Below are 13,170 nucleotides of genomic sequence, written 5' to 3'. Positions count from 1 at the left end.
GGAAGCGATTGAATTCATCTGACTTTTCTAATGAGATTTTGAAGTGGTGTTGGGACGATAGCCCACGTAATCATTAGAACTGGCAGAAGGCGAGTATAGAACGGCAGGTCAAGTGACGTCGCAGCTTCCCAACGCACGCTGAATGCGGTGAGTAAATATCTGAGTTGCTTCTTGCCGCTCAGTTTGAAAGCGCGCTTGTCGTGTTTCCGTATCGTTCCGAGTACCTCATCTAAAATCTGGACTCGGTAGCCTGCGCTCGCGATTTGAACCCACAATCGGTAGTCAATGCAGGAATCCATCGTTTCATCGTACCCACCGACTCGGTCAGCGACTGCCGCTCGGTACATCACAAGACTATGAGCAAAGGGATTTCGAGCCGGAAGTTCTGCGATAAGTGCCTCGTGTTCTGTCGGTGGTTTCACCATTTCTTCTGTCGGGTGACCCACCTCCCGTTCGTAGCGCCGGAAATACCATGCTCCTACCAAGGCAACTGATGGATTTGTATCCAGCACTGAAACTTGTCGTTCAAGTCGTTGTGACTCTGCTGTGTCATCTGCATCAATGACGGCGATGTACTTTCCCGTTGCTACTGACCGCCCGGTTTCTAACGCTTTTGCACGGCCGCTGTTTGCTTGGATGTGGAGGTTAATCCGTGGATCATCGTAACTTTTCAAGAGTTCGGTTGTGCCATCGGTCGAGCCATCATCGACAATAACGAACTCAAATTCGTCGAACGTTTGTGAGAGGATACTCTCAATGGCTGCTTCGACGTAGGGGAGTCCGTTGTACACTGTAAGTAACACAGAAACACGTGGATTCGAAACGGCTCCAGTATCTTTTTCTCCTGTCATTTGAACGTACCAGAGATTTTCATTGCAATGCGGTCGGTCGAACCAAGTGAGACCGTGTGGACGTACTGCGCTGGTATCCACTTCCCTGCTATATCTGTGCGTTCACGAAGATAGGTGAGGGAGTTTCTGAGTCGTGGGACTTTGTTCATCAGTGAATCAAGCCACGAATTTCGAGTCCATGGCCCACGATACAAGCGAAGAAACCCATCCCCTTCCATCGCGATCGCACGAGCATGTATGACCCATTGTCCCGTTGGCTCATCCCGTGCGTACAATACAGGGGTAAACCCGTTCGGTAACTCCACAGAATCAATTGAAAGTTGAAACTGCTCTCGCTTCCCGTTTACAACCAGCTTTTCTACCGGAAATTGGAGATACCGGTTCTGGCCTTGATGGCTGAATCGTTCACCGGCAAGACTAATCGATTCAACTTCGTTTGCGTCGAATACAAATCGAACGACGAAGTCGCCAAGCGAAAGTGATTTGTCTGTCGTCACTGTAAAACTCCGCTCTACCTTCGTTTCACTGAACTGCTCGTTTTGCTCGATGCAAAGCGATCCAGTTGCTAACGCTGCCTCGTGTCGCGCGTAATATTCTGTCGCTGTGGTTTCTGTCTCTTTGATGTGGTGAGTCGCCGTTGAATTCCCGGTCTCTGGAGACAGCATTGACAGCCAGTCCCCCACCTCAAACGAACCTCTCGGATGGATACTATTCGTTCCAGAATAGCAAATTGTCCCAACCGAACTGACCTCCCAACTGTGCACTGCTATCATGATATTCACTCACTACATATCAACTAACCTGTTCAACTACTCTAATCAAAACAGTAATCTCGCTCAATCCCAATTCCGACGATACGTTCAAAATATACTGTGCTATGACCTCCCCTCAAACTGCTTCAATTGCTTTCGTTCACAACACCGTCATGCAGTATCGCCTTCCTTTCTTTCAGGACGTCTCTGAAAAGTATGAGGCCACATTTCTCTTCCCAAAATCAGGGCAAGCCGAACCAGTTGAAGGCGTAAACCACCAATTGTTTCCTACGCGATTCGGCATCGCGTTTTCACTGCTATTCCACCTCTTACGGACTGACTACGACGTCATTGTAAACGGTGAGATGGGTGGGATGACTGGCCTTTTCCAAACCGCCTCTATCTTTCTCATTGCCCGTCTTCGTGGTATCCCACATGTAATGTGGACTGAACGCTACCAACCTCCCACTATAAATCTCAGATTCCGATTTCTCGTATTGCTGTATCGGGTTGTCCTACCTTATTCTGCAGCCTGTCTCGTTCCCGGCGTTCGTCACAAAGAATTTGCTGTTTGGTGTGGCGCTGATGACGACCGTGTCATCTGGATGCCAACAGTGAGCCAGCTTTCGGATAATCCATCTGCATTTCAGAGAGCCACCGCTCCAGACACAGGTGACGATTCTGCGCAGACAATTTTATTCGTTGGCCGATTAGAGCGGGTGAAAGGCGTTGAATATTTGGTGCGTGCAGTGGCACAATTACAACAATCCCATACCATTTCGCTCCGAATCGGTGGTACCGGAAGCGACGAACAACGGCTCCGAGAACTCGTCGCAACCTGTAACGTCGATAACGTCTCGTTTGAGGGATGGCTTTCACAAGAAGACCTTCCCTCCTACTACAAACAAGCGGACGTGCTTGTTCTCCCCTCGGTAACGCTCGACTCCTCCTTCTCGGGTGGGAGTATGGGCGACGCATTTGGATTAGTCTGTCTTGAGGCAGCGGCTTTCGGAACACCCGTCATCGTTTCTGATGCCGTTGGTGCGGCCCACGAAGTGGTCATCGACGGTGAGAATGGGTATATCGTTGAACAACGTAACTCGACTCAATTGGCAAGCGCACTCGACCGCATATTGTCTGATAGTGAAATGGCGTACACTATGAGTGAACGGTCTGCTGAAATCGCGAGTGGATTTACGTATCAAGCGATGGAAACTGGATTCAATTCAGCAATTCAACTCGCAATCACGAAGTGAGATGTACCGATTTCATAACTGTATTTACGCTCCATGACAAGCCCACAACAATGGATTCAGTGCTTCTTTTCACACCCATTTACCCTCCTTATCGCGGCGGCGGCCCGAATTACTATTCTTCGTTGATTAACGACCTTTCTGAAGATATCGAGATCGTCGTTCTCACTGCAACTCATCCTGAGAAGCCGCTTCGGACTACTGAATCTGGGGCCATAGTGTACAGAGCTCTCCCTCGAGTTCGTTTCTTTCCCCGGGTAGTCCGTGCACTTTATGAACCGCTTTTTGCCTTCATCCTCACTTTGCTACTCATCTTCTATCATCGAATTGACCTCGTTCATTCCCATTCAACGTCAATTTTCGCTGTTGGGGTCGGATTTGCAACGGCGACGACTAGCCGACCGATAGTGTATGATTGCCGTGATGAAGAGTTCCCACGGTTTCTCGTCCGTATTGGGAGGACTCCGGTGTGGTTTAGCTGTGCCCAGAACATCGAAGACCGGCTAGTTTCTGCCGGGATTCCACGACCCCGTATTATTCACACGCCAGTCGTTAATCCACCGCTTGTTTCTGTCACCCAACATAACCCTACAACCTGTGCTGAGCATTCTCTCGTTTTTGTGGGTGCGCTTCGCAAAGAAAAAGGAGTTTTCCTCACTATTGACGCCTTCGCAGAGCACATTGAACGCTTCCCAAGTGCACGACTGCGAATTGTTGGTGCAGGTCCCGAACGAGATGCAATCGAAGACCGTCTTCGCCGCCTTGCACTCACAGAACACGTCACGTTGACTGGAGAAGTAAACCATCCAGAGGCGGTCAATCACATCGCAAACGCAGATGTGTTACTCCTCCCGTCTGCGAGTGAGGGAATGCCACGAGTAGTCATTGAAGCGATGTCCGTTGGAACACCGGTTCTCGCGACGAGGGTCGGTGCTATCGATGAAATTCTTTCTCACGGGGTGAACGGTTTATTTATTGATGATTCTACCACGTCACTTCTTGATGCACTGAATCGTGTGTTTTCAGACGAAGTGTTACTAGAAACCATTACAACTGGGGCTGAAGAGACGACGAGTGATGTAGAGTGGGGCGATGTAGTTGCCAGTGTTCAAGAGGGCTACGACAGAGCGCTAACGGATCCCAAAAAATGAACCACACGAAAAACTCTCATTTGAGTGGACTGCTGGTCGCCACTTGTCTCACAGTCGCATTGCTCTCTCAGTACCTTCCAATATACTATGAGGGTGTTATCAATCTAACTCCAGAACGCGTTGCAATGGTTATTGTTGGCGTGATCGGCGGTTTCAGTGTCCTCAAGACAGATACCGTGCGATTAACGAGAGCGAACCTCGCTTTCTTGGCGCTATATGTATTTCTTTTCAGTAGTCTCACATGGTCTCAGTATCCCTTGGCCACGCTCAATCGTGTATTCGACCTGACGTTCTCGCTCCTCTTTTACTTCGGTCTCGTGGGTTATTGGCAATCTCGCCCCTTTGATATCGAACGTTGGTGGGGTCTTCTCATCTGGATTGGACTCGCCTCATTGTCCGCTACTACTCTTTATTTCGTTTCTCCTCCTGTCGAAGACATTGTTCGAACTACGAGTAACGGCATTGCTCGACATCTTGTCGTTTTCTTCCCACTTTTTTTGGGTATGATCGAACTTTCACAGAAGCGTTCAGCTACCTTCTTCTTTGCTGCAGTCTCGCTTCTTTCAGTGGGATTTCTCTTTCAAACCGATTCCCGAAGCGCGCTAATCACACTGGTACCTCTGAGCATTGGTTTGACACTTCTCTATGCATACGCTCGCGAGTACGATTTAACAACCAGTGTGGTTGTGCTGGGAATCTGTTCTCTCTTTGGTGCAGTAGTGGTGGTTGTTGGACTTCTCTTTGGGGTGGGTGTTTTCACCAGCATCTTCTCAACAATACCACTCTCCCTATCGAACGTCTCTGGGAGCGTTATTGGACACGACCGGTTCGCAATGTATTCTCTCGTGTATGAACTTCTCCCAGAATATTGGCTCACTGGTGTTGGATACGGTGCGTTCCAGCCGATGATGGCAACCGTGCACAGGAAGGGATTCGTCATTCACAACGTCTTCCTTCGAATCTGGTTAGGGGGCGGGATTCTCTCTCTTGGTATCTTCCTTTACGTGGTGGTTCAACCACTTCGTTCATTCATTGGACGCGCCACAATTCTTCGTGGAGATTCACGCTCGGTTTCAGTTATCTATCTTGCACTCGGCGTTTCCTTCGCGGGAATACTGTTAATGGGCTTATTCAACCCTATCTTGACAAACCCACTATTTATCGTACTACTTGCTCTCGGAACGACTGCGCTTGAGGAACCGACGCAATAATCACACGATGAACAACATTACCGTTGAGGAGTGCTGAACGGAATAGTGTGAAAATAGCTCAGGTCAATAAACTATACTTCCCAGCTGTTGGCGGTATCGAACAAGTGGTTCGAGACATCGCTGAAGGGGTCATCGAATATGGGCACGAATCAGACGTGTTGTGTTCTGTCCCACGTGGTGTTGGACGTTCTGAGACGCTCTCTGATGTCCGCGTTACGCGTGCTTCAAGTCTTGGTACCTCCTTGTCCGTTCCCCTTGCGCCAACGTTTCCCTATCATCTGAGGCAGGCCCACAATAGCCACGACGTAGTTCATTACCACCTCCCAAACCCACTCGCTGTAGCATCAGATTTCTTCGTAGGGAACAGTCGTGCGCCGACGGTTGTCACCTACCACAGTGATATCGTTCGGCAGGCTCGTAGCTTACAGTTTTACCGGCCTCTCTTACACGAGTTCCTCTCGAAAGCCGAACGTATTATCGTCACTTCACCGCCTTTGCTCCAAAACTCGCGTGAGCTTCAAAATCACAAATCGAAGTGTACCGTCATCCCACTTTCAATAAATATAGATGACTATCCGTCGCCTACACCGGTAAATTTCACTCTATCTGAGCGACCGACGCTGCTCTTCGTCGGCCGATTGAATTACTATAAGGGAGTTGAAGTATTGATTGAGGCGGTGAGGCCACTAAATGTAGAGTTACTCATTGTTGGTGATGGCCCACGACGCGACTCCCTCGAAGAACTAGCTCAATCAACGAACACAAACGCGCATATTCGCTTTTATGGCTATGTTTCGGACGATGAACTCGGCGAATATTATAAAAATTCAGATATTTTTGTCTTTCCGTCAATCGAACCCTCTGAGGCCTTCGGTATCGTGCAACTGGAGGCGATGGCCCACGGTTTGCCAGTGATAAACACCGCGTTGCCAACTGGTGTTCCATGGGTTAGTCCCCATGGTAAAACCGGACTTACTGTCCCTCCTGGTGAGGTAGAACCGCTTCGCCAAGCAATCTCGCAGTTAACCTCAAACGTCGATTATCAGGCTGAGCTTGGACAGAAAGCACGAGAACGCGTTGAGAAACACTTTGATAAGAAACAGATGATCGAATCGACTCTCAATGTGTACCGCTCATTGTATTAACTGCACTTTACCTAGCTAACGTATAACTGAGAGCTAGAATAGATTTTTGAACACGCTATAGAGTTGCCGGACAACGATTTTTAGGTCGAATGAAAATGATTGCTTTTGGATATATTCGACATCGTATTGGAGTTTTTCTTTCGGATTGAGTCCCGTTGCACCACTGATTTGTGCGAGACCAGTTAACCCCGGTTTCACAAACCAACGCGAGTTCCAGTGTCGTGTCGCAACCTCCATTTCACCATCCAACTCTGGACGCTCTGGGCGTGGCCCAACCACGCTCATCTCACCTTTCAAGATTGGCCACAGCTGGGGAATTTCGTCGAGATGAGTTCTTCTAAGTATCTGTCCAACTCTCGTAACTCGCGTATCGACTCTGCCAGCATCTTCGTTACTAATGGTCACCCCAGACTCTTTCTCTGCGTCTACGACCATACTCCTAAATTTGTAAATTTTGAATGTCTCGCCACGCTCAGCGGTCCGTTGTTGACTGTAGAATATTGGCCCTTTGCTGTCCCATTTTATTACGAGTGCGATGAACAGCATTACCGGTGAGAGCACAATTAGCCCGAGGAGTGAAAAGGCGATATCGAATGTTCGCTTGACCATATAATCTTGCCAATCCCACGGTTCAATATCGACATTTCTAATAATTTCGTGGCTCGTATTATGGGTTAACACGCCGTCTGCGTGGCGTTTGTGTATTTTCGCTTGTACGCCGTTTTCATAACACGTATCCAACGTCCCGAAGAACTCTGCCCGGTCCGTACTCGAAAACGCCAACAAGACGGTGTCCACGTCGTACTCGACGAGAATACTCTCCAACCGAGACAACCCACCCAGACACGGCAATTCCTCGAAGTTCACGCCGCCGTCGGCCATCGCCGTGCCCGGCGTCACCGACTGTTTGCGTGCGTGTTCCATGCCGCGGTCGGGCATCGGCGGGGCAACGTACCCGAGCACCGGCAGCTCCGTCTCGTCTAACAGCTCTATCATGCCGCGGAGGTCGTCCCCAACCAGAATCGCCCGCTCCCCGACGTCTGGAGATTTGCGAATGCCGACGAACCACGCGGGGAGCAGGCCGAACAAGAGGCCAACCACTAACAACAGCGTCGTCCGCGGGAGGCGATACGTATAGTCGAAGTAGCCAATCGCGGCGAGGGCGAGTCCCGCAATCAGGACGCGTTTGTGGGTGACGGCAATCACGTCGAGGATGCGCCGTGGCTGGGGTTTGAACAGTGGAAACATCACACCAATCACGACGAGAACCGCAGTCAGAACTGCCAACACGAGCGACCCACCGGTAAGCGTCGTCGCGGGCAGCCGCTCTAAAACAGGGAGCATCGTGAACAACTGCTGAGCAATCGGATGATTGGCCACTTGGACGGCCAAAACCGTTAACAGCAGCGTGCCCGCGACGCTCGCAGTGCGATACGCCCACCCTGATACCATTGTCAACTAAACTGCACTCATACGGCATAAATTCTCTGCAAATGATGTGACCGGTCAGGGGGTTCTAATTTTCAATGTATTCTACTAATTGATTCAGACGCCTCCCATCACGAAATGTTATCCTCGCGTGAGCCGTCCCGTGTTTTCGTGCGGCATTTTTCGCATGCTGTCCCGTGCTACCAATCTCACTTGCTGAGACTCAGCTGCCTGCTTTATCCAACGTATCATCGTCTATTCACCTGATGACAATTGACGACCTGGGGGAGTATGGGGTAGTTCAAATGGACGACGACGAGGTGGCGCGATTCCTCGCAAGCCAGCACGTGGGCGTGCTCTCGCTTCCAACCGAGGGCGCGCCGAGTATGCGCCCGCTGTCGTTCTGGTTCGACGGCGAGCGCGGGCTCTACTTCCTCTACGTTGGCGGTGAGACCGGACGTAAAGCACTGTTGAGCGACGCGGCCGACACCGCACGCTTCCTCGTGTATCGTGCAGAGGCGATGTTCAACTGGCGGAGCGTTCTCCTCACGGGCAGCATCAATCGGGTCGAGGACACCGACGACCGCGCACTCGACGAACTCCTGGCCGTCCCACAGCGTCCCGACTTGTTCAAGGAGGTTATCGACGCAGAGGAGACAGTGCTCTATCGCTTCGATATCACGGAGTCAACGGGCATCAAGCACCTCGGGCTTCCAGCAGGGTTCGAAACGGCCGACTAAATTCACTGGTCACGAACCTGTCGGGGATGACTCCAGCAGCTGGCTATGGGAGGGCGTCAGTACACTCGCTGAGTTCCGATTCGGTTTGCCATTCACACACCCGTTCTGTTCGTTGCATGCGCTCGATGTAATCCGCGATCATTCCCGAAAACTTGGCGAACTCTTCGTCACGCGTATCGTACGTTCGTTTCAGGATATGGGTCTTCTCGCGGAACGGTGCGTGGTCGATTTGGCCAGCTTCCCAGTGGTGGCCGCCGTGGCTGTCTTCGAGGACAGGAACGATGTGCGTCGCCCGTGTCGCACATATCTTGAACTTAATCGTCCAGAACTCCCACGCTTCGGGAATGTCTTTCATCAGGAACGCGGCTGCACTCGGACGGCGGTTGAGCCGAGTCGTGACGTCCATCAGGCGGCGTTCTTGGGGACCGCCATCGTACTTCCCCAGGACAAAATACGAATTCGTTGCGTGGACGAGTTGGTACAGCGTGTCACCGTTCACCGCCCGTTTGAGTCGGTCGTACTCAGCAGGCGTGAGCGACTCCTGTTCGGTCGCGTGTTTGGTGTCATCGACGAGCTGAGAGAAGGCGTCGTCCATTGATTTCATCTATACAGTACCGGTATAAAGGTGTGATTGGAGTGGTCATCACGACGGTAACCATCACAGTCACAACCATTTTGGTTCCAACCATACCGGTCACAACCACTATAGTTATGCAGGCGGAGAACCTACCCGTAGCTAATGGCCCACAGTAGCAAGTCGGTTGACTCGGATGGGTTCGACACGTGGACGGCGCTCAAACTCATCACGCAGGACACGCGCGCCAACCTCATCGCCGACATCGTTGGTCACCCAAAAGGGATGCCGAGCGTTCCCGAACTCGATTACACCAACCCGAGCATCGGCCGGAGCGCCATCGACGGCCACCTCCGCAAACTCATCGAGGCGGGTGTTATCGAGGCGGTCGAACTCCCTGCCGGTGAACGCAGTCGTGACCTCCCGTACAAGTTCTACCGAATCACGCCGGAAGCTCGGGAACTGTTCGACCGCAACAACCTCTTTGCGGAATCAGTCTGGCGAGAAACCTACGCGAAGGTGGAAAAGACGCCTGAAATCCTCGAAATGCAGTCGATGCCTCGCCCCGCAGTTGGGGAGGACGCATAGGGTTCTCACACCTACTCCAGAAAGTCTGTGAGTCGCTCTACGCACAACTCGGGCTTTTCTTGGGGGAGCCAGTGGGCGCACTCGGCTATCACGGTACACTCTGCATTCGCCAACTGCCGAGCCGCACGTTCGCTCCACGCCGCGGGAAACACCTCGTCTGCCGCGCCGTGCAGCAAGAGCGTCGGCGTGTCTACTTCGTCCAGCCGGTCGGTGTACACGGTTCTGTACCCAGAGGGAGTAACCTCGTGTTTGCGCCAGCTTCGAAACGCCGTCGCCACGCCGGGTCGCTGTAACTGTTCGTAGAAGTCGTCCACCACCTGCTCGCTCACCGTGTCGAGATCGTAGACAATCGACCCAAGACTCGCCCGCGCGAGCTTTCGACTGCGTTTCAACAGCCCAATCGAGAGCCGGTTGAACTGCGGGATTTGCGCGAGGACGTACGAGAGGCGGCCGTTTGGCAACTCGTTCCCGAGGCCGTAGCTGTCGATGAGACAGAGCCGAGAGACGCGGTCTGGTGCTCGTAGGGTGAATCCCAACACGATGCCCCCACCGAGCGAGATACCCACGAGATTCGTCTCGTCGAGGCCGACTGCATCGAGGAAGCCATCGAGCATGTCGATGTGGCGGTCGGTCGTGTACGGGCCGTCAGGGATGTCGCTTTGCCCGTAGCCAAGCAAATCGAGGGCGTACACCTGAAACTGTTCTGCGAGCGGTTCGATGACGGCTCCCCACGAGAGGTGTGCGGCGTCGATGATGCCACCGTGGAGCAAGACAACGGGCGGGCCACTCGCCCCCGCTCGCAGGTAGTGGAGTCGGTGGCCATCGACAGTCGCGTAGTGGTTTTGCGGGTCACTCATTCAGAGAGACTTGTTTCTCCACTGTCAAAGAGACTCGCCAAGACTACACCTCTCCCGACAGTTGCGAACGATTACCACTCTGTGAATCGTACTAGCTGCTAGTGCCTGCTCAGGCGCAGGCAAACGGGGTGCGGTGAGTGGTGATGAACTCTTCAGGTGCCTTTGAGACGGTAGTATCGCCGGATGGAACGCAGATTGCATACGAACGAATGGGACGTGGTCCTCCACTCGTCCTCGTTCACGGGACGAGTGCGGATCACACGAGTTGGCGCGCGATTAGTCCCTTGCTTGCAGACCACGTCACGCTGTACGCGATGATTCGCCGGGGGCGCGGGGAGAGCGGCGATGCAGCCGAGTACGCCCTTGAACGGGAGGCAGAAGACGTTGTGGCGCTCGTCGAAGCCATCGACCAACCGGTGGTGTTGTTCGGCCACTCGTTCGGCGGACTCTGTGCGCTGGAAGCGGCCGTGCAAACGAACACGCTCTGCGGGCTCATCCTCTACGAACCGGCGATTCCGATGCGCGGCCATCTCTATGACGACGAGGTGCTCGCCGAGATGCAGTCGCTTCTCACTGGCGGAGCAAACGAACAGATGCTCCACTTGTTCTTGCGGGAGATCGCGGAGCTCTCGGGTGACCAAATTGACGCGCTGTGCGCCTCTCCCGCCTGGCCGTCTCGCGTGAAGGCTGCCCACACAGTGCTCCGCGAGGCGTACGCAGAAGAGGCGTATGTGTTCGACCCACGCCGATTCGCTGCGGTGACGACGCCAACCATCTTGCTGGCGGGGGGCAACAGTCCATCTTCTTTCCGTGACGCGACGGCGGCGGTGGCTGACGCGCTCCCCAACAGTCGAATCGTCACGTTGGACGGCCAGGAACACGTCGCCTACTACACAAACCCGGAACTGTTTGTAGAGACAGTGCTGGGTTTCATCGAGCAGGTTGCGTAACGAGGTGGAGCACTATTTGAACCAACTCCAACGCTCGAAATCACCACGTTACAACGCAAACCGATTCGCGTGCGTGAGCGACGTCCACCCCAAAATCCGACGGTCGAACACTGGCCTGCCCACCGCATTGACCGCATCGAGGTAGGCATCATCGCTCCATTGCGAGTAGGCGAGTTCGTACACCGATGCACCCTCCTCTTGTTCGTCTTTGGTATAGCCGTTATCCCCAATGCCCCACTCCCAGCCGTCACTGCTTGCGACGTATCTCGCGTAGTAGGTGAACGCCCGCTTGAGGGCGCTCGTTTCTGGAACATCCGCTGTCCGATAGTCATAGAGATCTTCGTCGTAGTGGCGCGCGATTTCGGCGGTCATGGTGAGCGCTTTCAGGCCGTACATCGAGTACTGCAGGCCGTCTTCGCGCTGGCGTTCGTATTCGAGCAGTCCGTCTTCGGTAATTTGGTCGAGTGCGCCACTTCGCCAGTCGTCGAACGCCGTGTCGAGCGCGTCTCTGTCGTCCAGATACGCGGCAGCGGTCGCACGGGAGAAAATCCACCACGCGAAGATGTTGTTCTTGACCACGCCAGTATAGCGGTTCTGCTCGCGCCCGGCTTCGAGGTCTTGGCGGAACGCCTCGACCCACGCTCTGAAAGCTGCCTCGCCGCCGTGGGTCTCTGCCCACGCTTCGTGACCCGAGAGGAACGACGCGCCATAAATCATCGTGGGGATGGTGATGTAAATCTCGATCGAGAAGTACGCCTCCCCGTGATTTCGTCCGGAGGGGTACATCGCCGTCTCGGGGTCGAGACACCAGTGGTCGAGCAGCGAGATGGCCTTCTGTGCGTAGCGGTCGTCGCCGGTGAACGCATACGCCATCCCGAGGTCGCGGATGGCGTGGCTCATCTGGAGGGCGTTCGAGTAGTCGGTGCGGTCTGCGTCGGTCGCAAACCGGTTTGCCGCCACGCCGTCAGGCGCGCCATTCGTCACGACACTCGTCGGCCTCGTCCCGAGTGCCCGGTTCGCACTCCGTCTGAGTGCGAGAAAGCCGCTGTACCATGGGTCTTCGCGCGCCGCAACCTTCCGCTGAATCGCCGTGAGTTCGTCTTCGTCGAGAAAGCCCGCATAGGTGACGTACGCTGGCTCAGTGGGCGTGATTGTCGTCGTCGGCTCAAGGTCGTCTCCCGTTTGTGTTGTCGTCGGCTGTTCGGTTGGTTGCTGGACACAGCCCGCGAGCGCGACGCCCGCCCCGAGTGCGGCTGCGAGGAAAGAACGCCGGTACAGCCCTCGCGGTGTTTCATCGTCACTCCGTAACCCGTCTCCCCCATCGCGCTCATCCGCAGTTTCCACGTGAGACACCCCATACCCCTGCAGAACTCGGTACACACCGTCTGCAACGGTGAATTGTATGCAAATAGGGGGGCCACAGATTTAGCAATGCACCTTCTCACTCAATGATAGCACGACACACGGAACCAGTAGAAAACGTCCAATTCGGACAAACGGCGAACCAGCTTTCCCGCCGAATCTGCCGAGTTATTCTTCTTTGTTCTCCGCCGCTGCGCGCCGCTCGCTGAGTTTCTCCCAGATTTCGACACAGCCGGCTCCCGCTTCGATATCGGCGAGGTGTGCTCGGTCGTCAGTTTGGCAGTCAGTCATGTTACTCACAATCTTAG

The 13,170-nt window shown here is 53.7% G+C and carries 14 protein-coding genes; 7 read left to right on the top strand and 7 right to left on the bottom strand.

The annotated features are described in order from the left end of the window. Positions 1–14: 14 nt before the first annotated feature. Together V5N13_RS06765 and V5N13_RS06760 are read right to left on the bottom strand one after the other, a co-directional pair. A complete protein-coding gene (locus tag V5N13_RS06765) occupies positions 15–851 on the bottom strand; it encodes a glycosyltransferase family 2 protein (RefSeq protein ID WP_336360141.1) in 837 nt (278 codons plus the stop codon). After that, a complete protein-coding gene (locus tag V5N13_RS06760) occupies positions 848–1,624 on the bottom strand; it encodes a hypothetical protein (protein WP_336360140.1) in 777 nt (258 codons plus the stop codon). The genes V5N13_RS06765 and V5N13_RS06760 overlap by 4 nt, the downstream gene beginning before the upstream one ends. Before the next feature lie 152 nt (positions 1,625–1,776). Between V5N13_RS06760 and V5N13_RS06755 the strand changes: the two genes are divergently transcribed. From V5N13_RS06755 to V5N13_RS06740, 4 genes are all read left to right on the top strand, one after another. Continuing rightward, positions 1,777–2,859 carry a glycosyltransferase gene (locus V5N13_RS06755; protein WP_336360139.1) on the top strand — a complete coding sequence of 361 codons (1,083 nt, stop codon included), beginning with the start codon at positions 1,777–1,779 and terminating at the stop codon, positions 2,857–2,859. Between the two features lie 50 nt (positions 2,860–2,909). Beyond that, positions 2,910–4,007 carry a glycosyltransferase family 4 protein gene (locus tag V5N13_RS06750; RefSeq protein WP_336360138.1) on the top strand — a complete coding sequence of 366 codons (1,098 nt, stop codon included), beginning with the start codon at positions 2,910–2,912 and terminating at the stop codon, positions 4,005–4,007. Positions 4,008–4,132: 125 nt separating this feature from the next. Further along, a complete protein-coding gene (locus V5N13_RS06745; protein WP_336360137.1) occupies positions 4,133–5,218 on the top strand; it encodes an O-antigen ligase family protein in 1,086 nt (361 codons plus the stop codon). Between the two features lie 47 nt (positions 5,219–5,265). Then, a complete protein-coding gene (locus V5N13_RS06740) occupies positions 5,266–6,363 on the top strand; it encodes a glycosyltransferase (RefSeq protein ID WP_336360136.1) in 1,098 nt (365 codons plus the stop codon). A 33-nt stretch (positions 6,364–6,396) separates the two neighbouring features. On the opposite strand, the gene V5N13_RS06735 is transcribed toward V5N13_RS06740, so the two are convergent. Then, on the bottom strand, positions 6,397–7,815 hold the full coding sequence (locus V5N13_RS06735) for a sugar transferase (protein ID WP_336360135.1): 1,419 nt from the start codon (positions 7,813–7,815) through the stop codon (positions 6,397–6,399). A 242-nt stretch (positions 7,816–8,057) separates the two neighbouring features. Between V5N13_RS06735 and V5N13_RS06730 the strand changes: the two genes are divergently transcribed. Then, positions 8,058–8,531: a pyridoxamine 5'-phosphate oxidase family protein gene (locus V5N13_RS06730; protein ID WP_336360134.1), complete on the top strand. Its 474-nt coding sequence runs from the start codon at positions 8,058–8,060 to the stop codon at positions 8,529–8,531. Positions 8,532–8,574: 43 nt separating this feature from the next. Here the strand turns inward: V5N13_RS06730 and V5N13_RS06725 are convergent, their stop codons facing one another. Further along, positions 8,575–9,126: a hypothetical protein gene (locus V5N13_RS06725; protein ID WP_336360133.1), complete on the bottom strand. Its 552-nt coding sequence runs from the start codon at positions 9,124–9,126 to the stop codon at positions 8,575–8,577. Between the two features lie 144 nt (positions 9,127–9,270). Here V5N13_RS06725 and V5N13_RS06720 point away from each other — a divergent pair, with 144 nt between their 5' ends. Then, complete coding sequence (locus V5N13_RS06720) at positions 9,271–9,693, top strand: ArsR family transcriptional regulator (RefSeq protein ID WP_336360132.1); 423 nt, start codon at positions 9,271–9,273, stop codon at positions 9,691–9,693. Between the two features lie 11 nt (positions 9,694–9,704). Here V5N13_RS06720 and V5N13_RS06715 read toward each other — a convergent pair whose 3' ends face one another. After that, positions 9,705–10,550, bottom strand: a complete 846-nt coding sequence (locus tag V5N13_RS06715) for an alpha/beta fold hydrolase (RefSeq protein WP_336360131.1) — start codon at positions 10,548–10,550, stop codon at positions 9,705–9,707. Between the two features lie 209 nt (positions 10,551–10,759). On the opposite strand from V5N13_RS06715, the gene V5N13_RS06710 reads away from it, so the two are divergent. Next, positions 10,760–11,500, top strand: a complete 741-nt coding sequence (locus V5N13_RS06710) for an alpha/beta fold hydrolase (protein WP_336360130.1) — start codon at positions 10,760–10,762, stop codon at positions 11,498–11,500. 48 nt (positions 11,501–11,548) lie between these two features. Here the strand turns inward: V5N13_RS06710 and V5N13_RS06705 are convergent, their stop codons facing one another. Both V5N13_RS06705 and V5N13_RS06700 read right to left on the bottom strand, forming a co-directional pair. Continuing rightward, on the bottom strand, positions 11,549–12,844 hold the full coding sequence (locus V5N13_RS06705) for an alginate lyase family protein (protein WP_336360129.1): 1,296 nt from the start codon (positions 12,842–12,844) through the stop codon (positions 11,549–11,551). A gap of 186 nt (positions 12,845–13,030) precedes the next feature. Further along, the gene (locus V5N13_RS06700; RefSeq protein ID WP_336361444.1) at positions 13,031–13,162 is read right to left on the bottom strand and encodes a hypothetical protein; all 132 of its coding nucleotides are present in this window, start codon (positions 13,160–13,162) and stop codon (positions 13,031–13,033) included. Between the last annotated feature and the right edge of the window lie 8 nt (positions 13,163–13,170).

It is taken from the genome of Haladaptatus sp. ZSTT2 (assembly GCF_037081775.1).
Lineage (GTDB): Archaea > Halobacteriota > Halobacteria > Halobacteriales > Halococcaceae > QDMS2.
Note: the sequence above shows the minus strand (reverse complement) of the source record. Positions and strands in the feature narration are given on the sequence as shown.

Excerpts from the sequence above, each read along its gene's own strand:
- V5N13_RS06765 (WP_336360141.1), bottom strand. The coding sequence starts at position 851 with ATGACAGGAGAAAAAGATACTGGAGCCGTTTCGAATCCACGTGTTTCT.
- V5N13_RS06760 (WP_336360140.1), bottom strand. The coding sequence starts at position 1,624 with ATGATAGCAGTGCACAGTTGGGAGGTCAGTTCGGTTGGGACAATTTGC.
- V5N13_RS06755 (WP_336360139.1), top strand. The coding sequence starts at position 1,777 with ATGCAGTATCGCCTTCCTTTCTTTCAGGACGTCTCTGAAAAGTATGAG.
- V5N13_RS06750 (WP_336360138.1), top strand. The coding sequence starts at position 2,910 with ATGGATTCAGTGCTTCTTTTCACACCCATTTACCCTCCTTATCGCGGC.
- V5N13_RS06745 (WP_336360137.1), top strand. The coding sequence starts at position 4,133 with ATGGTTATTGTTGGCGTGATCGGCGGTTTCAGTGTCCTCAAGACAGAT.
- V5N13_RS06735 (WP_336360135.1), bottom strand. The coding sequence starts at position 7,815 with ATGGTATCAGGGTGGGCGTATCGCACTGCGAGCGTCGCGGGCACGCTG.
- V5N13_RS06730 (WP_336360134.1), top strand. The coding sequence starts at position 8,058 with ATGACAATTGACGACCTGGGGGAGTATGGGGTAGTTCAAATGGACGAC.
- V5N13_RS06725 (WP_336360133.1), bottom strand. The coding sequence starts at position 9,126 with ATGGACGACGCCTTCTCTCAGCTCGTCGATGACACCAAACACGCGACC.
- V5N13_RS06720 (WP_336360132.1), top strand. The coding sequence starts at position 9,271 with ATGGCCCACAGTAGCAAGTCGGTTGACTCGGATGGGTTCGACACGTGG.
- V5N13_RS06715 (WP_336360131.1), bottom strand. The coding sequence starts at position 10,550 with ATGAGTGACCCGCAAAACCACTACGCGACTGTCGATGGCCACCGACTC.
- V5N13_RS06710 (WP_336360130.1), top strand. The coding sequence starts at position 10,760 with ATGGGACGTGGTCCTCCACTCGTCCTCGTTCACGGGACGAGTGCGGAT.